The sequence below is a fragment of the Streptomyces sp. NPDC104313 genome (assembly GCF_055583985.1).
This window is the reverse complement of record NZ_JBVJMW010000004.1, coordinates 578086-598211: the sequence shown is the minus strand read 5'-3', so window position 1 is coordinate 598211 and position 20126 is coordinate 578086. Positions and strand designations below refer to the sequence as shown.

17 protein-coding genes and 1 pseudogene are annotated in these 20126 nt (G+C 70.0%); 7 read left to right on the top strand and 11 right to left on the bottom strand.

Annotated features, from left to right (window positions below; translation table 11 throughout):
* Nucleotides 1-3: 3 nt before the first annotated feature.
* From ACZ60Q_RS12970 to ACZ60Q_RS12950, 5 genes and pseudogenes are all read right to left on the bottom strand, one after another.
* Nucleotides 4-306 (bottom strand): hypothetical protein, encoded by a 303-nt coding sequence (locus ACZ60Q_RS12970; RefSeq protein ID WP_469632461.1) that lies wholly within the window; start codon nt 304-306, stop codon nt 4-6.
* A gap of 158 nt (nt 307-464) precedes the next feature.
* Nucleotides 465-599: a hypothetical protein gene (locus ACZ60Q_RS12965; protein WP_469632459.1), complete on the bottom strand. Its 135-nt coding sequence runs from the start codon at nt 597-599 to the stop codon at nt 465-467.
* Nucleotides 600-1061: 462 nt separating this feature from the next.
* Nucleotides 1062-1868 (bottom strand): SAM-dependent methyltransferase, encoded by an 807-nt coding sequence (locus tag ACZ60Q_RS12960; RefSeq protein ID WP_469632457.1) that lies wholly within the window; start codon nt 1866-1868, stop codon nt 1062-1064.
* Complete coding sequence (locus ACZ60Q_RS12955; protein WP_469632767.1) at nt 1868-2416, bottom strand: Scr1 family TA system antitoxin-like transcriptional regulator; 549 nt, start codon at nt 2414-2416, stop codon at nt 1868-1870. Before ACZ60Q_RS12955 ends, ACZ60Q_RS12960 begins: the two co-directional genes overlap by 1 nt.
* 336 nt (nt 2417-2752) lie before the next feature.
* Nucleotides 2753-3239: pseudogene (locus ACZ60Q_RS12950) on the bottom strand (MarR family transcriptional regulator); the annotation flags it as partial.
* Nucleotides 3240-3757: 518 nt separating this feature from the next.
* Between ACZ60Q_RS12950 and ACZ60Q_RS12945 the strand changes: the two are divergent.
* The 4 genes from ACZ60Q_RS12945 to ACZ60Q_RS12930 all read left to right on the top strand — a co-directional run bounded on the left by ACZ60Q_RS12945 (nt 3758) and on the right by ACZ60Q_RS12930 (nt 6439).
* The gene (locus ACZ60Q_RS12945; protein WP_469632454.1) at nt 3758-4159 is read left to right on the top strand and encodes a hypothetical protein; all 402 of its coding nucleotides are present in this window, start codon (nt 3758-3760) and stop codon (nt 4157-4159) included.
* A complete protein-coding gene (locus tag ACZ60Q_RS12940; protein WP_469632452.1) occupies nt 4156-5181 on the top strand; it encodes an ABC transporter ATP-binding protein in 1026 nt (341 codons plus the stop codon). The genes ACZ60Q_RS12945 and ACZ60Q_RS12940 overlap by 4 nt, the downstream gene beginning before the upstream one ends.
* Nucleotides 5181-6077, top strand: a complete 897-nt coding sequence (locus tag ACZ60Q_RS12935) for an ABC transporter permease (RefSeq protein WP_469632449.1) — start codon at nt 5181-5183, stop codon at nt 6075-6077. The genes ACZ60Q_RS12940 and ACZ60Q_RS12935 overlap by 1 nt, the downstream gene beginning before the upstream one ends.
* 74 nt (nt 6078-6151) lie before the next feature.
* Nucleotides 6152-6439, top strand: a complete 288-nt coding sequence (locus ACZ60Q_RS12930) for a transposase (RefSeq protein WP_469632446.1) — start codon at nt 6152-6154, stop codon at nt 6437-6439.
* 384 nt (nt 6440-6823) lie between these two features.
* Here ACZ60Q_RS12930 and ACZ60Q_RS12925 read toward each other — a convergent pair whose 3' ends face one another.
* The 3 genes from ACZ60Q_RS12925 to ACZ60Q_RS12915 all read right to left on the bottom strand — a co-directional run bounded on the left by ACZ60Q_RS12925 (nt 6824) and on the right by ACZ60Q_RS12915 (nt 12025).
* Complete coding sequence (locus ACZ60Q_RS12925) at nt 6824-8062, bottom strand: cytochrome P450 family protein (protein ID WP_469632444.1); 1239 nt, start codon at nt 8060-8062, stop codon at nt 6824-6826.
* Nucleotides 8063-8206: 144 nt separating this feature from the next.
* Nucleotides 8207-9637, bottom strand: coding sequence for a flavin monoamine oxidase family protein (locus ACZ60Q_RS12920; protein WP_469632441.1), 1431 nt, complete (start codon nt 9635-9637; stop codon nt 8207-8209).
* An 81-nt stretch (nt 9638-9718) separates the two neighbouring features.
* Nucleotides 9719-12025 (bottom strand): ATP-binding cassette domain-containing protein, encoded by a 2307-nt coding sequence (locus ACZ60Q_RS12915; RefSeq protein ID WP_469632764.1) that lies wholly within the window; start codon nt 12023-12025, stop codon nt 9719-9721.
* Between the two features lie 133 nt (nt 12026-12158).
* On the opposite strand from ACZ60Q_RS12915, the gene ACZ60Q_RS12910 reads away from it, so the two are divergent.
* The gene (locus ACZ60Q_RS12910) at nt 12159-12584 is read left to right on the top strand and encodes an SRPBCC family protein (protein WP_469632438.1); all 426 of its coding nucleotides are present in this window, start codon (nt 12159-12161) and stop codon (nt 12582-12584) included.
* 50 nt (nt 12585-12634) lie between these two features.
* On the opposite strand, the gene ACZ60Q_RS12905 is transcribed toward ACZ60Q_RS12910, so the two are convergent.
* A complete protein-coding gene (locus ACZ60Q_RS12905) occupies nt 12635-13819 on the bottom strand; it encodes an MFS transporter (protein ID WP_469632435.1) in 1185 nt (394 codons plus the stop codon).
* A 54-nt stretch (nt 13820-13873) separates the two neighbouring features.
* Nucleotides 13874-15685 carry a non-ribosomal peptide synthetase gene (locus ACZ60Q_RS12900; RefSeq protein ID WP_469632433.1) on the bottom strand — a complete coding sequence of 604 codons (1812 nt, stop codon included), beginning with the start codon at nt 15683-15685 and terminating at the stop codon, nt 13874-13876.
* Between the two features lie 293 nt (nt 15686-15978).
* Between ACZ60Q_RS12900 and ACZ60Q_RS12895 the strand changes: the two genes are divergently transcribed.
* Nucleotides 15979-18081, top strand: a complete 2103-nt coding sequence (locus ACZ60Q_RS12895; protein WP_469632430.1) for a chorismate-binding protein — start codon at nt 15979-15981, stop codon at nt 18079-18081.
* A 217-nt stretch (nt 18082-18298) separates the two neighbouring features.
* Nucleotides 18299-18781, top strand: a complete 483-nt coding sequence (locus ACZ60Q_RS12890; RefSeq protein WP_469632427.1) for a MarR family winged helix-turn-helix transcriptional regulator — start codon at nt 18299-18301, stop codon at nt 18779-18781.
* Here the strand turns inward: ACZ60Q_RS12890 and ACZ60Q_RS12885 are convergent.
* Nucleotides 18741-19985: a 3-deoxy-7-phosphoheptulonate synthase gene (locus tag ACZ60Q_RS12885; RefSeq protein WP_469632425.1), complete on the bottom strand. Its 1245-nt coding sequence runs from the start codon at nt 19983-19985 to the stop codon at nt 18741-18743. The genes ACZ60Q_RS12890 and ACZ60Q_RS12885 overlap by 41 nt on opposite strands.
* Between the last annotated feature and the right edge of the window lie 141 nt (nt 19986-20126).

Sequence of the window (20126 nt, the reverse complement as noted above, 5' to 3'; positions counted from 1 at the left end):
GACTCACCGCGCTGCCCCCGCGCCCTGACTGACGCGATCCCGCTCCTTCATCGACTGCTCGATGAGGCGGTTGGCCTGTTCACCGACGCCATCCAGGAACTTGACATAGTGGCGGAAGAGAACCCCGATGCTCTGGCCCGCGCGGCGAGCGCATTCGGCCGGGTCCACTCCGGAATACAACCAGAACGAAATCCCAGCGTGCCGGAGGTCATAGAGCCACTTGGCCAGGCCGGAGGCAAGTTCCGTGCGGGTCGGGACGGACTTTCGCGCCCGCGCCCACGTTGTGCCATACGCGGCGGCGTCCATGTAGTTGCCGGCCTGGTTTCGGAACAATGGCCGTTCGGCGCTACGCCGAACCGTTCGATGTGCTCCAGCAGGATGCGTACGAACTGCGGCGGAATGGGCACGGGCCGGGTGGCGGTGGCCGCGCGACGCTTGAGCGAGTGCACCTCGTGCACCGCGCCCTAGTCCGTCCGGTCCTTGCCTGCGGTGACGACACCGCCCGACAGGTTGAGCAGCCCCCAACCGGATTCGGGCAGACGGCACTGTTTGAGCCGGAGGTGGATGATGTCCGCCGGCCGCATGGCCGCGTAGTACATGCAGCCGAAGAAACGCCAACAGGCAAGGAGTTCCGCTTCATCCGGTCCAGAGCCTTCCGCCACTCCCCCCCCTGCGGTTCTTGAACCCATGCGTTCTTGCTTATTGTTCAGAAACTCATGAGGTTCACTCGTCGGTGACGTAGCGGACGTGCCGACCGCCGAAGTATCCGCGCACGATGAGGGGCTGGCGTTGTCGGCGGTGGAAGAAGTTTCCACTCCTCGCCGATGCCGTACCCACCCAGGTGCCAGAAGACGCCCGTGACGGGTCAACCGATCTGCGACCCCGCCACCGACCGCCGCTGAACTACCGGATCGGCGGGGGCAACGGCCCGATCCCGTGTGGGTGTTGCCGTCGATACCTGCACAAAGTCAGTCATGAGCCGAGCGTATCGAGGCAGTTCTCGCCCAGCCGCGGCCTGGCGGCTGGGGCGGCGCTCAGCCGGTCGGGCTCGGGAAGTGCCTTCAGGCGGGTTTGTAGGCGATGTAGCCCCACTGGCGAGTGTCGTTGTCGGGGCCGGCGGGTCCGGGGTGCCACCTGTTGATGGGGCCGAGGCCGGGGTCGGGGATAGTCAGCCCGTCGGCCATGGCGAGCATGGTGTCGGCGGTGCTGGCGACGTAGGGCTGGGTGCCGGAGTCGGCGTAGGAGCGGTTGGCGGCGTCGATGTCCGGTGAGGCCAGCGTGGTGCACATGACGAGCGCGCTGCCGGGGGCGAGGCGGGAGGTGTACTCCTGGACCAGGCTGATGGCCTTGGCGGGGTTGGTGACGTGGCCGATGACGGACATGAACATCAGGACGACGGGCTGGTCCAGGTCGAGGGTGCGGGCGGTCTCGGTGAAGATGATGTCAGGGCGGTTGAGGTCGGCATCGAGGTAGTCGGTGGCGCCTTCGGGGGTGCTGGTGAGCAGGGCGCGGGCGTGGGCGAGGACGATGGGGTCGTTGTCGACGTAGACGATGCGGGCGTCCGCTGCGGCGAGTTGGGCGACTTCGTGGGTGTTGTCGGCGGTGGGGAGGCCGGTGCCGATGTCGAGGAACTGGCGGTAGCCGTCCTGGGCGACCAGGTGGGTCACGGAGCGTTTGAGGAAGGCGCGGGTGGAGACCGCGAGGTTGACCGCGTCGGGGAATTCCTTCTTCATCTTCTCGGCGAGCTCTTGGTCGGCGGGGTAGTTGTCCTTGCCTCCGAGGAGGGCGTTCCAGAACCGGGCGGAGTGCGGTTTGTGCGGCTGGAGGTCGATCTTCCGGTTGGTCCGGTGATCCGGGTTGTCGGTCATCAGGGGTGGCCCTTTCTCTCCTGCTCCGCTGGGTGCGGCAGCGGGGTGGTGGGTAGTGCGGCGAGGGCCGCGGTTTCGTCCATCGCCGCAAGGTAGGTGCTCACTGTTGCGGGGTCCTCGGTGAGGGCGGCGGCCTCGGAGTGCAGTGCCCGGGTGATCAGGCGGCTTTCCAGCGCGGGGTGGGGGTAGCGCAGGATCGACGCGGGCCCCGACAGCAGTTGCGGATGCCCGCCGTCGGCCGCGCGGATTACCTGGATGGTGATGCCGCTGCTGCGGTCGCGGGTGTATCGGTCAAGGTAGTCGATCTGTTCGGCCATGGCCGCTCTCCCGCCGATCGGCGGCCGCAGCACCGCGTCTTCGTTCAAGGCCCACAGCACGCCGGGCCGGCCGGGGCGGTACAGGACGTGCTGTTGGCGCTCGCGCAGGAGCTGGGGGCGCCGCTCGATCTCCCCGTCGTCGGCCTTCGGGTGGTACAGGAGGGCGCAGGCGTACTCGGGGGTCTGGAGAAGTTCCGGCACGACGCCGGGCGCGGCCGTGAGTGGGCTGATGGTGGACGAGGCCCATCAGGCGCAGACCGTGAGCGAGGACACCTACCGTGTACGTCTGCATACCGGCAAAACGCGACGCCGGCCGGCATGTCCGGCGCATCGTGACCGCCGGGCTGCAACTCCGCCGCGGCCCCGGGCAGCAGATCCAGGACGCCCGCGACGCCGTCATCGGCCTCGTTACCCCGCTCTGCGGCCGAAGGGGCGTCACCAGCATCCACCTGGTCATCCAGCGCTCCACGGCCGCAGCGGGCGCCATCACCGTCAGCGTGAGCGCCCAGGGAGCAGCGCATCTGGCTCGGCGGAACATCTCGCTGCCCGATCCCAGACCACCGTTCGACGACCGAGACGGGCCAGGGCGAGGTAGGCGAGGGAGGGTCCTGCTTTGGAGGTGCGGGGCGCCGTGGAACTGTGTGCGGGGCGGGCGGCGCGGGCTCGGTGCCGCGGGCCTGGGCCGGGGTGCGCCGGTGCGGTACGGAGGTGGGCTCGGGGGTCTGCTCCGGACCGGGGCCCTCCGGTGCGGGCGAAGGCTGTGGTTCCTCGGCCGGGGCCCACGGTGGCGGCGGTGCCGTGTCGGGGGTGGACGCGTCCGGTACGGGAGCTGTGGCCAGGGCGGCGTTCTCGGTGGCGAGGTAGGTGTTCCACCACTCGTTGTCGCGGGCGGTGCGGGACCAGAAGGTGCGAAAGACCCAGCGGGTCCTCTCGCCCGCGCCGACCGCGCACCGTACGCGCCGCAGGTGCCCGGCGACGGACAGAGCCGTGGGGGCGTGGAGATGGCCTGCTGGCCGTAGAGCTGAAGGTGCTTGACCAGGGTCTTCACGGTCATCGACACGCCCTCGGGGAGGTGGTCGACGAACCCGACGACGTACCGCTCGCGCGTCGGCAGGAGCGCGAAGTCGGTTCGCGTACGCGCCTGCTGGTCGGGGGCGGAGCGCTTGCCGTAGCCGGGCCTGAAGGCGTTCCGTGGAGTGCGGTGAACAGGTGAGATCGCTGGATGTCAGGAAGCGGGCACGCGGGAAACGGGAGAGGGCGGAGGCACACCCATATGCCGTACTCCACCCCTGTGCGGGAGCGCCGACCGGGCGGAGGCGCAGTACCGTCGAAGAGAAAGCGGGCGACCGGGTTGTGCGCGTACGCACACGAGGGGCGGCACGAAGGTGTGGCCTCCCTTGAGGTCCGCAGCCCGACCAATGGCGACCCGAATGGATGTGCGTGTCGAAGGGGCAGATCTACGGAGCTGACGCATCCCCGAAGAGCCCCGTGGGCCGGTGGGAAGGTCACGGTGCTCAACGGAATCGCCGGCGTCAACGAGATGGCGGCGGGCCTGGTGGAACACGGAACGGCATGGCCATCCTGCGTTCGTTCCCTTCCACGACTGGGGTGACGGCCCACTTCGTGGAGGCCGGGATCTGCGAGGTGGGCGTCCGCGTGGTCATCGACGAGGGCATCGAAGCGCTCTGGGGCGTCGACGGAGCGGCCGGGCTGGACACGGAGATCACCGATGACGGCACTCTCATCGGCTTCGTCGCCCATATTCCCGGCTCCGAGACCTTCACCGAACAGCAGCTCGTGGACGCCATCGCGACCACGAACCACTCGGCAAAGGGCCTGCACCCCCCGACGGGCGCTCCCCCCGGACCGGTCGCCACCGCACCCCCGAACGGCGCCGGCCTCCCGTGCACCGACGCGTCACCGCTGGTCCGCCACCAGCGACGCTCCCACTGGATCCGGCGGGGCCGACGATGACGCTGCCCGGAACGGGTGATGACACCGCCCCCACCGACCGGCCCGCGCCGGCGCACGCAGCGCACGACCGGAACGCTCCGGTCGTTGTCCGCACCTCCGGGCTGACGAAGGTGTACCCGGCCGGGAACGTCGTGGCCGTGGACGGGATCGACCTCACCGTTCGGCGGGGCGAGATCTTCGGGCTGTTGGGACCCAACGGCGCCGGCAAGACCACCACGGTCGGCATGCTCACCGGCCGTGTGGTGCCCACCGCGGGCTCCGCCCACATCGGCGACATCGACGTCGTCGCCCAGCCGACCCGGGCAAAGCAGATCATCGCCGTGGTGACCCAGCAGAACACCCTGGACCGTTCGCTGACGGTCTGGGAGAACCTCTACTTCCATGGACTGCTCTTCGGATTCCCGCGCCGCCAGTCACGCCGGACCGCGGACGAACTCCTTGACGAGTTCCGTCTCGCACGCTGGGCGTCCTCAACCGTTGACGCCCTGTCGGGAGGCATGGCCCAGCGCCTGATGCTCGCCCGGGCCATCTTCCACCGCCCCGCCGTCCTGTTCCTCGACGAACCGACGGGCGGCCTGGACCCACAGGGCCGGCTGGCCCTGTGGGAGGTGCTGGAGCGACTGATCGCCGACGGGCAGACGATCGTGCTCACCACGCACAACATGGAGGAGGCGGACCGCCTCTGCGACCGGGTGGCGGTTGTCGACCACGGCCGGGTGCTCGCCCTGGACACCCCCGACGCACTCAAACGGGGGCTGGGCGCCGACACCACCGTCGCGGTCATGGCGAACGGCCCCGTGGACCGGCTGGAGGCGCTGCTCCGCAAGGACATTCCCGAGATCATCCGCACCCGGCCCCTCGACAGCGGGGTCGAACTCCACGTCCAGGGCAACGACCGGCTGCTGACGAGGATCGTCACCAGCGCCGAGGCGGCGGGCGTCGAACTGGTCGACCTCTCGCTCGGCCGGAGCACCCTGGAAACGGTGTTCATCAGTCTGACCGGAAAGGAGCTGAGGGAGTGATGTCAGACCCCGGTACGGCCTCCGCCGCCCGTCTCCCGCCCGTGCACCGGGTCGGCATCGTGCCTCGGCGTTCGGCCGCCGCGTCGAGCCGGCTCGCCCTGGGTGCCCTGATCCGACGGGATCTGACGGTGCTGCGGAAGAACTTCGGAGAGTTCGTCGGACGGACACTGATGCAGCCGTTCCTGCTGGTGTTCGTGTTCCTCTACGTCTTCCCCGTCATCGGGCAGGGCGTGGGGTCCGCCGATGGCAGGACAGGGGAGTCCGCGTTCGCCACCGTCCTGGTGCCCGGGGTGGTGTCCATCGCCATCATGTTCCAGGGCATCCAGTCGGTCGCCATCCAGATGTCCCAGGAGTTCGGGTTCACCCGGGAGATCGAGGACCGGGTGCAGGCCCCATGCCCGATCTGGCTCGTGGCGGTCGCACGGGTGCTCTCGGGCTCCGTCCAGGGAGTGATCTCCGCGGCCATCGTCCTCCCGATCGCCGCCGTCGTACACGCGCCCGGCGTCCATGCGGACCTGCACATCCACTGGTGGATCGCCCTCACATTGATCCCGCTGGCCTGCGTCGCCATGACCTCCCTCGGACTGCTGCTGGGCACGACCTTCCAACCGAGAAACATCGGCGTCATGTTCGGGTTCGTGATCCTTCCGCTGGTCTTCCTCGGCGGCACCTACTACCAGTGGACCGAGCTGGCTCCCGTGCAGGTGGGCGGGTTTCACTGGCTCCAGACACTGGTCCTCGTCAATCCGCTGATCTACATCAGCGAGGGCATGCGGGCCGCCTTCACAGACGTCTCCCACATGCCGCTCCACATCGTCTACCCGGTGCTGGTCGGATTCTGCATCCTCTTCCTCGGCCTGGGCCTGCGCAACTTCCGCCGCCGCGTCCTGTCCTGACCAGCGGGCCACGTCACCGCTCCCCGACCTGGCCCAGGCTCCCCGCCGCCGTACGCCTCGTTCCGGCGCCCCTGTTGTTGCCGTCGTTCAGGCCGCGTTCGCAGGGTGGTGGGAGTGCGCCGTTGGATGAGCGGGCGGTGTTCATGGCCGTGGTGTACGTGCTGACGAGTGGGTGTGCGTGGCGGCATCTGCCGCCGGTGTTCGGTGTGTCGCCGACCACCGCGCACCGCCGTTTCGCGGCGTGGACGAAGGCGGGTCTGTGGCGGCGGCTTCACCGGGTGGTGCTGGACGAGCTGGGTGCCCGGGGTGGTCTCGACTGGTCCTCGGTGATCGTCGATGCGGGCGAAAAGGGGGCTCGCTGACCGGGCGCAATCCCGTCGACCGGGGCAGAACCGACAGCAAACCGCACGTGCTGTCCGAGGCACAGAGCATCCCGCCGACAGTGGGCGTCCCGGGTGCGAACACCCACGACAGTCAGGCTCTCAAGCCCCTGGTGAGGGGCATTCCGGCGATACGGTCCCGGCGCGGGCCGCGCCGCCGAGTCCGGTACGAACGCAAAGGCAACAGCGGTCGAGTCGTCGCGGGGCTCCGGGCGGCCAGGTTCTTTGAGCAATCAAGCGGCGACAAGCTCACAGCCATACCCGGAACCCCTGGGCTTCCCCGATCCTACGAATGACCAGATCCGACCCGTTTGAAAAGGAGGACAAGCTTAGGGAGGTAGCTGAGAGGCGGGTGCGTGCATGTGGTTACGCGTCCGTGGGCAGGCCGTGCGGGTAGACGGGGATCGACTGGTAGTCGTTGCCGATGAACGACGGCTGGTGCTGGAGCTCGTGCCGGGGGACGGCCAGGGCAAGGTCGCGAAAGCGGGCGAAGAGGGCGGGCAGAGCGATGTTCGCCTCGAGTTTCGACAGGGGCGCGCCGATGCAGTAGTGGATGCCGTGACCGAAGGCCAAGTGTGCCTTGTCGGCCCGGTCCAGCTGGAAGCTGCCGGGGTCCTGGTGCAGGTCGGGGTCGCGGCCGTGGGCGCCGAAGTTGACGACGATCGCCTCGCCCCGCCGGATCACCACTCCTTCACCGAGGTCGATGTCGGCGGTCGCGTACCGCAGCGGCTCGTGCATGATCGGCGCATGGAGGCGCAACGTCTCGTTGACGACGTCGTCCCAGCGGCTTGGATCCTCGCGCACCTGCTCCAACTGGTCGGGGTGGTCGAGCAGTTCGCAGACCGCCCAGTCGATGACGGACGCGGTGGTCTCCGTTCCGGCCGCGATCATGTTGAAGAGGGTGGAGATCATCTCGCCGTCGCTGAGGCGGTCCCCGTCGGCCAGCTGAGCGGCGATCAGGTCGCTGGTCATGTCCTCTCCCGGCTCCCTGCGCTTGCTCTCGACGAGGTCGCGCATGCTGGTCATCATCGTGTCGCGGGTGGCCGCAGCCTCCTCCGCAGTGGCCTCGGTGTCCAGGGACGCCGAAATAGCCCTTCGCATCACCGCCCGCTTCTCCTCGGGCATGCCGAACAGGTCGCAGATCAGACGGTTGGGGACCTGGTGCGCGAACCGCGCACGCAGGTCGATGGATTCGTGCGCGGGCGTGGTGGCCATTTCGTCGAGCAAGTCGTCGACGATCTTTTCGATGGCGGGCCGCAGTTCCTGGACCCGGCGCGGGGTAAAGGCCTTGCCGACCAGGCTGCGCAGCCGTTCATGGTCGGCTCCGTCGGTGGTGAACATGGAGGTGACGTCGACCCACGGATTCAGCCACGGTATTGCGCCCGCTACATAGCCGGGCCACGACTTGCGGGCATCCTTCGACACGTGCGGGTGGCCGAGCAGCTTCTTCATGACATCGCCGCGGGTGACGGACCAGGCGGGGATGGATTCGGGCAGCTCGATGCGCACGGCCGGTCCTGCGGATCGGAGTTCGTCGGTCTGGGCGTGCAGGTGCTTCCCTCCGCGGCTGGTGAGTTTCACGGGGCAGCCGGTGCTTGTCGTCACGTTGGTGCTCCTCTCGATGGCCCGTACGGCCCGATGGGGGGACCAGCGGGCGGTTGTCGTACGGAATGAACGGTGCGAGTCAAGGCTGTGCGGTGGCCGGCCCCGGCAAGGGCATGGCTGGGCGGTAGCCCAGGCAGGGCGGGGTCAAGGCTGTGCGGTGGCTTCGGCGAGGCCGAGTTCGAGGAGGGCCCGGGCAGCGGACTCGAAGGCGAACGTCATCGCGCCGCCGTTGGGTTCGAAGGACGTGTGCTCTCCGGCGAAGTGGATCCGGCCCTCGGGCGCCCGGACTGCGGGCATCAGTTCCGCGTGGTGCGGCTCGGGCAGGATGTAGGCGCCCTCGATGTGCGGGGCCCGGTCCCACACCACGGACGTGCCGGTCTCGAAGTGCTCGTTCGCGCCCGGCAGGAGCGTCTCCAGGTGGTCGAGGGTGAAGCGCAGCCGTTCCTCTTCGCTCATCGCGGCCACGGCGCGGGCGCGTTGGCCCGTCATCATGCACTCCACTATCTTGCGCGGGCCCGCCTGGTCGGGCGTGGCGTCGCGGATCCACCGTATGGGCAGGTCCGTGGAGATGCTGACCCGGAAGCCCTTCCAGAACTGCCGCCGCATCTGGAGGTAGACCCGGACGACCGAGGCGTATCGCAGCTGTCGCATGGCGGCGGACTTGGCCCGGGAGAGCCGGGCGTCGGAGAAGTCGATGTGCCGTATGGCGCTGAACGGCACGGTCACCACGACGCGGTCGGCCTCGAAGGTACGCAGACCGCCCTGGGCGGCGGCGGTGACACGGGCGCCGTCGTCGTCCTGCTGCACGCGCACGACGGAGCTGCGGTAGTGGATGTGGCCCTTGAGCCGGTCCGCGAGGGCCGCCGGTAATCGGTCGGTGCCTCCCTTGATCTTGGACCAGCTCGTGCCCGCCTTGATCATGGAGTGGCCGCTGGACTCGTACCGCAGCCAGGACAGGGCCGAGGCCGACTGGAGGTCGCCGCCGCGCATCTCCAGGAAGAACGGGTCCAGGAGACCGATGGCCGCTTCCGAGGCTCCGCGGTCGCGCAGCACTTCCGCGACCGAGCGCCGGTCGTACGGGGCCAGGCGTTCGGTCACCTCCCAGTTGGCGGCGTCGAGGTCCGGCTGCAGTTCCTGGCACAGGGACTGGACGTAGGTGTCCATCAGCTGCGCGACGTCCATGCCCTCCTCCGCCGGGTTCAGCGACAGCCCGAGCCGGGCGAGAGACGTCCCGTCCGGGGTGGCGAACCGCCCCCGGAGGTAGTACGAGAACGTGGTGTCCAGAAGGTCGGAGGGGGCCAGGTCGACGCCCAGTTCCCGTATGTAGTGCAGGGTGTAATGGCAGTGCGGGCTGACCGTCATGGCGCCCGCCTCGGCGTACAGGCCGTCGGCGAACGGCTCGCGCAGGGTGCGGGCTCTTCCGCCCGCACGGTCGGCGGCCTCCAGGACCGTCACTTCGGTGCCCCGGCGTGCCAGTTCGTACGCGGTGGCCAGGCCCGCGACGCCAGCGCCGATCACCACGACACTTCTGGGAGGGGTCAGCCCGGGGAGTCCGTTGTCGAATGCGGTGCGCACGTCGGTCTGCGTGGGTATTCTCACGTTCCGCCTCTCGTGGTTGCCGGTCCTGTGTTCTCGGTCGGATGCCCGCTTCCGGCGTTACGTATCGCGGTTGTTCGTCCCCCGCTGGTGCTGGACGTGGCCGCGGAGGTACTCGGCGGTGACGGAGTCCTCGGCGTCCAGGAGGGCGACGGGCGGGCCTTCGAAGACCACCCGGCCGCCGTCCTGGCCGGGCCCCGGGCCGAGGTCGATGACCCAGTCGGCGTGCCGTACGACGTCCAGGTCGTGTTCGACGACGACCACGGTGTTGCCACCGTCGACCAGCCGGTCGATCAGGGCGAGGAGGCCGGTCACGTCCGCCATGTGCAGTCCGGTCGTCGGCTCGTCGAAGAGGTAGAGACCGCCCTGCTCCCGCAGCCGGCCGGCCAGCTTCAGCCGCTGGCGTTCGCCGCCCGACAGGGTGGACAGCGGCTGTCCGAGGGTGAGATAGCCCAGCCCGGCTTCCTGGAGCGCGTGCAGGCGGTCCGCGATGTTCCGCTCGGCAAAGGCGTGTTCGGCGAAGAACTCCCGCGCGTCCTCGACGGTGAGCGCCAGGACCTCCACGACGTTCAGCGGGCCGAGCCGGTGGGTCAGCGCCTCCGGGCGGTAACGCAGTCCTTCGCACACCTCGCAGATCACGGTGACCGGGTCGAGGAAGGCCAGGTCCGTGCGGATGACCCCGCGGCCGCGGCAGGCGGGGCAGCCGCCTTCGGAGTTGAAGCTGAACAGGCTCGCGTCCACGCCGCCCGCGCGGGCGAACAGCTTGCGCACGGTGTCCATGATGCCGAGATACGTGGCGGGGGTGGCGCGGGACGAGATGCCCGTCGCGGACTGGTCGACAAGGACGGCGTCGGGGCACTGGGCGGCCAGGACGCCGGAGATCAGGGTGCTCTTGCCCGAGCCCGCGACGCCCGTGACGACGGTGAGCACTTCGGTGGGCACGTCGACGCTGACATCCCGCAGGTTGTGCAGGCCCGCGCCGCGGATGCTGATCGCCCCGTGTGCCGTACGCGGATCCTTGTTGACGTGCGGGGTCTGGCGCCGGCACCGGCCGGTGACAGTGTCGGCGTCCCGCAGTTCCCGGGGGGTGCCTTCGAAGACGATGTGGCCGCCGCGTGCTCCGGGTCCTGGGCCCAGCTCGACCACGTGGTCGGCGGCGTCGAGCACCGCGCGGTCGTGCTCGACGACCAGGACGGTGTTCCCCTTGTCACGCAGGCCGTGCAGCAGTCCGGTCAGCCGGCTGATGTCGCGCGGGTGCAGGCCGGCGCTGGGCTCGTCGAAGACGTACACGATGTCGGTGAGGCTGCTGCCCAGGTGGCGCACCGTCTTCAGCCGCTGTCCCTCGCCGCCGGAGACCGTGGAGGTCCCCCGGTCCAGGCTGAGGTAGCCGAGGCCGATCGACTCGATGTGCCGCAGGATCTCCAGGGCCGCATGCGCGACGGGCCCCGCGACCGGGTCGTCGATGCCTTCCAGAACGCCGATGAGGTCGCCGACCTCCGTGGCGCAGTAGTCGGCGAGGTTGTGAGGACCGATACGTGAGTCGAGCGCGGCGGGGTTGAGGCGGGTGCCGCCGCAGTCCGTGCAGGGGCCCTGGGAGACGACGCGCTCCACGTTCTCGCGCTCGCGGGCCCGCAGGGGCGTGTCGCGTTTGATGAAGCGGCGGGTGAAGCGGGTGACCACGCCCTCGTACTCGTTGCGGAACACGCTGTGCTTCGTACGGCGCTGCACGGACAACCCGCTGCCGTGGAGCAGCAGTTCGCGCTCCTCGGCGGTGAAGTCGGCGATCGGCTTGTCCGGGTCGAAGAGGCCGGACTCGGCGTATTGCTGCCACTGGGCGGTGCCGACGGCGAACGCGGGGAAGGTCAGCGCGCCCTCGTTGAGCGTCTTCGTATCGTCGACGAGGGCCTCGGGTTCCACGGTCGTGATCCGGCCCAGGCCCTCGCAGCGCGGGCACATACCGTGCGGGTCGTTGAAGGAGTAGGCGTTCGACGGTCCGGCGCAGGGCTCGCCGTGACGCGAGAAGAGCACCCGGAGAACCGGGTTGACCTCCGTCATCGTGCCGACCGTGGAGCGCGAGTTCTCGCCCGGGGGCCTCTGGTCGACGACGACGGCTGTCGACAGGTTCCTCAACGCCTCGGCCTTCGGCCGCTCCAGGCGGGCGAGCCGGCTGCGGACGAACGAGGGGAACGTCTCGTTGAGCTGGCGCTGCGATTCGACGGCGATAGTGTCGAGAACGAGCGAGGATTTTCCGGAGCCGGATACACCGACGAAGGCGGTGAGTGCCTTCTTGGGGATGGTGAGCGAGACGTCCTTGAGGTTGTTCGTACGGGCACCGATCACCACGATGCCGCCGTCCGCATGCTCCATGGGATCCATACGGCTACCACCCTTCACGCATCGCAGTTCGAGCAGCTACTGGGCCTACCGTACCCAGATAATTTCCAAGGAGCAATCATTCGGATACGCTTGCCGTGTCGAATTCCCCATGGAGGTGGTCATCATGTGGACCTATGAGTACAGCGTCACCGCGAACTGCACCCCGCAGGACGTCTGGGCCTGCTACGCGGACCCTTCGGTGTGGCCCGGATGGGACGCGGAGATCAAGGAGTTGATCCTGGAAGGACCCTTCGCGGCGGGTGTCGCCGGCACCATGTCGCTGCACCACCTGCCGCCGATGGCCCTCACGGTGACCGCGGTGCTCCCGCATGCGGAATTCCGTACGGAAACACGCATGCCGGACGGAACTCTCATCCGTTTCGTTTATCTGCTGGCGGCGCCCGACGGCGGCGGCACCCGCATCACGCACCGTGTCGAGATCGAGGGCCCGGCGGCCGGGGCCGAATTCGGTGATTCGGTGGCGGCCCCGGTTCCGGACACCCTGCGAAAGCTGGCCCGGGTCGCCGACGCCCGCGCCCGCCGGGCGTGAGGCGGGCTCCGTCACGGAGGTGACGGGCGCGGGACGGCGGCGGCGCGGGGTCAGACGCCCTTCTCCGCCGTCACCTTCGTGGGGCTCGTCGGGCGCCCCTGCCGGGAGGCGAGCACGGCCGGCAGGACGGCCGCGAGCGCCGCGAGCGCCATCCCGCAGCCGATCCACAGGGGCGAGATGGTGCCGAGCCCCGCGTCGATGGCCTGGCCGCCCGCCCACGGGCCGAGCACCACGCCGACGTTGATCGCGGAGGCGTTCACCGTGTTCACCAACGGCCCCGGATTGGCGATCTTGATGACCCGGGTGCTCAGCACCGGACTGAGCGGCAGCCCGATGAGCCCGAGCAGCGCCACCGCGACCAGCGTCGGGCCCTGGTGCTCGGCGACCAGCGCGAACACCGCGAGGACCGCCGCCACGGCGGCGAAACCCCAGCCGAGCATCGGCATCATGTAGCGGTCGGCGAACCGGCCCATGACGAGGTTGCCGATGATCGTGCCGACGCCGAACAGGCCGAACAGCCAGGGAACGGTGCCGGGCGAGAACCCGGTGACGTCCACGAAGATCGGTGAGAAGTAGCTGTTCGCCGCCATGATCGCCCCGATGAACAGGGCGTTCGTGCCGTAGGCGACCCACAGCCGCCGGTTGCGGAAGGCGCCGATCTCCGTCCGTACGTCGATGCCCTCCTCGGCCGGAGTACGGGGCACCAGCCGGGCCACCGCCAGGGCGCTCAACGCCGCGAGGGCGGCCACCGTCCAGAAGCTCGCCCGCCAGCCGAAGTGCTGGTCGATCAAGGTGGCGGCGGGCAGTCCGACGACGTGCGCGGTCATGAGACCGGCGAAGAGCGTGGACAGCGCCCGTCCCCGCCGCTCCGGCTCGACGAGCTGCGCGCTGACCGCCATGGCGATGCCGAAGAACGCGGAGGCCGCCAGGGCCGTGATGACGCGCGCGACGACGAGCACCCAGAACTCCTGCGCCGTCGCGCCCAGGACCTGCCCCGCCACGAACACCGCGAGCAGGCCCAGCAGGGACATCTTGCGCGGCAGGCGCAGCAGCGCGACGGTGAGGACCGGGCCGCCCACCACCATGCCCAGCGCGTAGACGGAGATGAGCAGGCCGACCGTACCGACGGAGACGTCGAACTCGGAGGACAGGCTGGGCAGCAGGCCCGCGACCATGATCTCCGTGGTGTTGAGGCTGAAGATGGCGATCCCGAGGACAGGGATGGCGAGAGGCATGTTGTTCGCTTTCCTGGGATGCGGCCGGCCCGGGCCGGGCGGGCCGCGCGGCTGTCAGTGGACGGAGGAACGTACGTCCTCTATGTGGCGCGCCAGCTTCTCCGCGCTGTTGTGCACGAAGATCTCCTCCACCCCTATCTCCACTCCGAAGACCACCTTGAGCTGGGAGGCGAGCTGTATGAAGTGCAGTGAGGTGCCGCCCTGTTCGAGGAATCCGTCGGAGACGGCGCAGTTTCCGGAGTGGTCGCCGTCGGAGCCGAGGACACCCGTCCACAGGTGGACCACGGCGGTCTCCAGGGGGCTGCGCGCGCCGTCCTTCGCGGCCGTGCCGGGCTCGCGCGCCGGTACGGTCAGCCGGCTCCGGTCGATCTTCCCGTTCACGTTCACGGGCAGCTCGTCGAGACGGTGGAAGGCGGACGGGATCATGTAGTCCTGGACGAGCTCCCGCAGGTGTCGGTGGAGTTCGCCGGAGCCGGGCCGGGCCTCGCCGCGTGCGGTGTAAAAGGCGACCAGCCTCTTCTGCCTCTCGGCCCCGCCAGTGGCGACGACGGCTGCCTGGCCGATGTCGTGGTGGGCCCGCAGCGCCAGTTCGACGGCGCTCGTCTCGACCCTGAATCCCCGGATCTTGACCATCCCGTCCGCGCGGCCCAGCAGGACGATGTCACCGTCGGGAGTGGTGCGGGCCCGGTCACCGGTGCGGTAGATCCGCTCGCCGTGCGGGCCCGGCACGAACTTCTCCTCGGTCAGCGCCGGTTCGTCGACGTAGCCCAGGGCGACCCCGGCACCGCCGACGCACAGTTCCCCGGCGGTGCCGGGCGGGCAGGGCTCCAGCTTCTCGTCGAGGACCTCGGCGGTCATGCCCGGCATCGGGCGGCCCACCGGCAGCGGCTCCGTCGCACTGAGGGGCGTGCTCAAGGGGGCCCGCACCCGGTGGACGGCGACCAGCGACGAACCCTCGGTGCAGCCGTAGCAGTTGTAGATGCGGGCCGAGGTCGCCGCGACGGCCGCCTCCATGTGGCGGGGCGAGGGGAAGTCTCCGCTGAGGGTGACGACCCGCAGGCCCCGGAGGCTGCTCGGCTCCTGGTCGACCAGGAGGTTGAACAGACCGCCGGGAAGGCTGAGGAAGGTGACGCCGTGCCGTTCGACGGCCTCCGTCAGCTCCTGGAGCGTGGGCAGCTTGGGCGGCAGGACGGCCAGCTTCGCCCCGTGCAGCAGGCTCTGCCAGATCTCGATGGTGGAGGCGGCGAAGGAGAACGCAGCCTGTTGCAGGAAGCAGTCGTCCTGGGTGATCCGCAGTTCGTCGCTGTACTCCGCGAGCCGGGAGAGGCCCCGGTGCGCGATCCGGACGCCCTTGGGGTTTCCGGTGGAGCCCGAGGTGAACATGATGAACGCGGCGTTCTCCGCGTCCTCGCACAGGTCCACGGCGTCCGCCGGGCACTGTGCCGCGTCGGCGATCAGCTCGTCGGCCACGACGGTGCGCGCCCGGTCGCCGAACCGGTCGGCCGGGTCTGCTTCCTGACGTACCACCAGGTGCGCCCCGGACTCCTCGACGACGCGGCATACGACGGCCGACGGGTGCGCGGGATTGAGCGGGACCACACAGCCGCCCGCCTTCAGCACGCCCAGCATCAGCACGAACAGGTCGGCCGAGCGGCCGAGATGGAGGCCCACGGCCGCGCCGGGCGTCACGCCGCGGCGGCCGAGGGCGTGCGCCGCCCGGTTGGAGCGGCGGTCCAGCTCCGCGTAGGTGATGCGCTCTGCGGCCGTCTCCAGTGCTGTCCGGTCGGCGTGCAGGTCCACCACATCGGCGAAGGCCCGCGTGAGGGTGCGGGCGCTGCGAACGTGCGTCGGTGTCGTGGGAGGCATTCCTGGTTCCTTTCCGTGTGCCGTCGGCAGGCTGGAACCCTGACGTCCGGAGTCAAAATCATCTAGTTTCCTGAGAGAAACTACTTTCGCTCCATACGTGATTACTGTCAACCCCGCATGGAGCAGTGGAGCTTGCGTGAATCGCGTAACGCATGGAACAAGGTGAGCGTGACCATGATCGCGGTCGCACATGTTAGCATTTGATTTCCTCATGGAAATCATATTCGGAGGTGCGTCGGCCTTGGTACCGCCGCGTCGCCGGTCCCTCCCGTCGAGTCATCGAGAGGCGAGTCATGACCAGCCCCCACACCTCCGGCCGGGGCGCTTCCCCCAGCCCGGCCGCCGACCTGATCGGTCGTCTCGTGAACTCCCCCCGACCGCCCGCCTTCGCGCTGCTGCGCCGCGGCGGAGCCCGATCCGAAGAGCCGGTCCCGGTCGAACTGCTCATCGGCACCGTCACCGACGTGGAGAGCATCTCCGCGATCCCGCTGGCCCCCACGCCCGTGGAGACGCCCGAGGGCACTCCCCCGCGCGAGCCCGGCCCCGAGGTCCTCGCGCTCGTACCCTTCCGGCAGATCCGCGAGCGCGGATTCGCCTGCCACGACGACGGGACTCCCCTGCGGGTCCTGCGCGTCGAGGAGAGCCACACCCTGAACGAGGCCGACCTGCTGGCCGCGCTCCCCGACGTGCCCGTGCGCCTGGACGGCGCCGGGTTCGACCTCGACGACGACGCGTACGCCGCGGCGGTCGAGCGCATCGTGCACGAGGAGATAGGCCCCGGCACCGGAGCCAACTTCGTCATACGCCGGGACTTCACCGCCCGCCTGGCCGACCCCGGGCCGGCCACGGCCCTCACGCTCTTCCGCCGCCTGCTGACCTCGGAGACCGGCGCGTACTGGACCTTCTGCGTCCACACCGGCCCGGTCGAGGCCGCGCGGGACGGCGGGGCGGGGCAGGACGCGGCCGGGCACGACGGCCACACCCTGGTCGGCGCCAGCCCCGAGGCGCACGTACGGGTGCGTGGCGACGAAGTGGTGATGAACCCGATCAGCGGCACCTACCGCTATCCCGCCGCCGGACCGGACACGGACAGCCTGCTGACCTTCCTCGCGGACTCCAAGGAGCGCAACGAGCTGTCGATGGTGGTGGACGAGGAGCTGAAGATGCTCTGCGCCGTCGCCGACCGGGACGTCCGGCTGCACGGGCCCTATCTGCGCGAGATGTCGCACCTGGCCCACACGGAGTTCGAGATCCGGGGGCGCGGAGCCAAGGAGGTGCGCGAGGTCCTCAGCCGCACCATGTTCGCCGCGACCGTCACCGGCAGTCCGCTCAAGAGCGCGTGCCGCGTGATCCGTGCGCACGAGCCGTCCGGCCGCGGTTACTACGCGGGCGCCCTGGCCCTGTTCGGCCAGGACGCCTCGGGGCGGCGCTGGCTCGACTCGCCGATCACGATCCGTACCGCCGACATCACGCCCGACGGCGCCCTGCGCATCTCCGTCGGCGCGACCCTCGTACGCGACTCGGACCCGCGCTCGGAAGTCGCGGAGACGCACGCGAAACTCGCGGGCGTGCTCAGCGCGTTCGGCGTCACCCCGGCACGGGCCGCGGCCGCCGGACCGGCCCCCGGGGCCTCGCTGTGCACCCCCGAGGTCCTCGCGGCCCTCGGCGGCCGTCGGCGGAACCTGGCGCCCTGCTGGCTCGACCCCGACCTGCACGGGTCGCTCAACGACCGGACCGACCACGGTGGCAAGCGCCTCAAGGAGGTGCTGGTCGTGGACGCCGAGGACGATTTCACCGCGATGCTGGCGCACCTGCTGCGGGCGGCGGGCCTGGGCACCTCCGTGGTCCCGCACGACCATCCCGGCCTGCGCGAGGCACTGCGGCACCACCGGGGCCCGGTCCTGCTCGGGCCGGGGCCCGGCAACCCGAACGACGCCGCCGACCCGCGCATCGGCGCACTGCGGGAGCTGACCGCCGAACTGCTCGGCGAGGCGCGCGGCGGCGGCAACCCCCTCGTCGGCGTGTGCCTCGGCTTCCAGTTGCTGTCCGGGGCGCTCGGACTGCCCGTGCTGCGCGGCGAACGCCCCTACCAGGGAACACAGCGCGTCGTGGAGTTCTTCGGCCGCCCGGTGACCGCCGGTTTCTACAGCTCCTTCCGCGTACACGCGGATCCCGGACAGACATCCGCACTTCTGGCGGACGGGGTGGAGATCTCCCGCGACCCGGCCACCCACGAGGTGACGGCCCTTCGGGGGCCGGGCATTTCCGGCGTCCAGTTCCATCCCGAGTCGGTGCTCAGTCTCTCCGGCCCGGAAATCCTGCTCGACCTGCTCAGGGAAACCGTCGGCCGAGCCCCCGTTGACGCCTCGCGGAAGGTGTCCGGTCTCCGGCATTGACCCCCGCAGGGGGTGTGCGCATGCGCACACCCCCTGCCATTCCGTAACAAACGGAACGGTCCGGGAACCGGCCTGCTGCGGTAACCTGGTTTCTGTTCGGAAACGACATTCGACTTGCCGCGAACAAGCCTTGCGCCCCGCACCGCACCGGGGAGAGAGTTCGGACCGCACCAAGAAACTCCGACCGCACCAAGGACTTGGGATGGGAGAAGCCCAGATGACCCGATCGCCATCGGCTCCGGCGAAAACACTGGGCCCGCCCCCCAGCCTGGAGGACGCCCTGTCCTTCCTCCAGTGCACCCTGATCGCACGGCGCACGAGCACCACCCCCGAAGCGATCAGCTGGACGCAGTACGACGTGCTGGAGATGCTCCGCATCAACGGCGCCATGAGGCCGTCGACGCTCAGCGACTCCCTCGGGATCTCGCGGGCGAGCGTCTCCAAAGCCCTGCGCGTGCTCAAGGACCTCGAACTGATCGCGCAGGCGGCACTCGGCGAGGACAGGCGCGAACAGACCACGACGCTCACGCACCAGGGCCACCTTTTCCTCGCCCGTGCCGCCAAGGGCCGCCGCGAGAACGCCCGGGCGGCCCTCTCCGTACTGAGCGAGGAAGAACAGGACGCCTTCGCGGAAATGTGCCAGCGGGTCGCCACCGCCGTTACGGGTTTGCTGCACGAACGGCCGGACGCGCGGGGCTGAGGCCCTGCTGCCAGTGCGCCGCGACCGCGACGGCCTGGCGCATGTTCAGCCGCGGGTCGCACAGCGTCCGGTAGCCGGGTCCGCGGGCGGGGACCGTGCCCGCGCCCGCGCACTCGGCGATGTTGTGGGGCGAGGCCTCCAGGTGTACGCCGGCGCACACTCCGCCGCCCCGCCGGACCGCCGACAGGAAGCCGCGTACCTCCGTCATGATGTCCTCGAGCCGCCGTATCTTGAGGCCGCAGGCATCCTTGACGGTGTTGCCGTGCATGGGGTCGCACATCCAGAGCACCGGGTGACCGGCCCGGCCCACTTCCTCCACCAGGGGCTGCAGCCGGCCGATCCTCGCGGTGCCGAAGCGGGGAATGAGCGTCAGGCGTCCCGGTACCCGGTGCGGATCCAGCAGGGCGCACAGCTCCCTGACTTGGGAGGCCGTCGTGTCGGGACCCACCTTGCAGGCCACGGGGTTTTCCAGCCGGGCCAGTAACCGCACGTGCGCACCGGCCGGTTGACGGGTGCGCTCGCCTATCCACGGCCAGTGCGTCGAGGACAGGTAGTGGCCTCCCGTACCGGTCGGGCGGACCAGGGGGACCTCGTAGTCGAGGAGCAGTGCCTCGTGGCTGGTCCACACCCGCTTCAGCGGATCGGCGCCGGGCCCCCGGCCGAGTTCTTCCAGTGCGCTGCGGGTGCGTCCCGCAGCCGTGTGGCAGGCGAGCATCCGGTCGGGGTCCGCTCGCCGCGCGCTCCGCGTCGCCTCGGGCCCGTTGACGATCGGCCCGCGGAACACCGGGAGCCGGACACCGTCCACGGTTTCGTACGGCTGCGAGCGGGGCTTGGCGAACTGGCCGGCCAGCCGCCCCACCCGTAGGACGGGCCGGTCGGCGCCGACCCGCATGATGCCGCCGAGGACGTCGAGCATCTCGGCCTTGAGCGCCACAGCGGCGGGGGTGGCGTCCGCGGGGTCCTCCGCGCAGTCGCCGGCCTGGAGAACGCACAGTTCCCCGGCGGCCACCCGGGCGAGGAGCGCGGTCAGTTCACGCACCTCTCCCACAGCGACCTGCGCCGGCTCCGCTTCCAGCGCGGCGCGCACCGCTGCTGCCCGCGCCGGGTCGTGCCACTGCGGCTGCTGCTCGGCGGGGAGCCGCATGACGTTGTCGATCTCGGGGTCACGCGTGGCGTGAAGACCGCGAGGGCTGCTTTGAGTCACGTTCGTCTCACTCATCTCTGCAGAACTCGCAGCCGCCCGGCCTGGCCGGTGGCTCGGAGCGGGCGGCTGCGGTGGGGGGCGCGTCACGTGGCGCGCCTCGACTGTGCGGGCCGACACGTACGGCGGGCTGGAGACCACGAA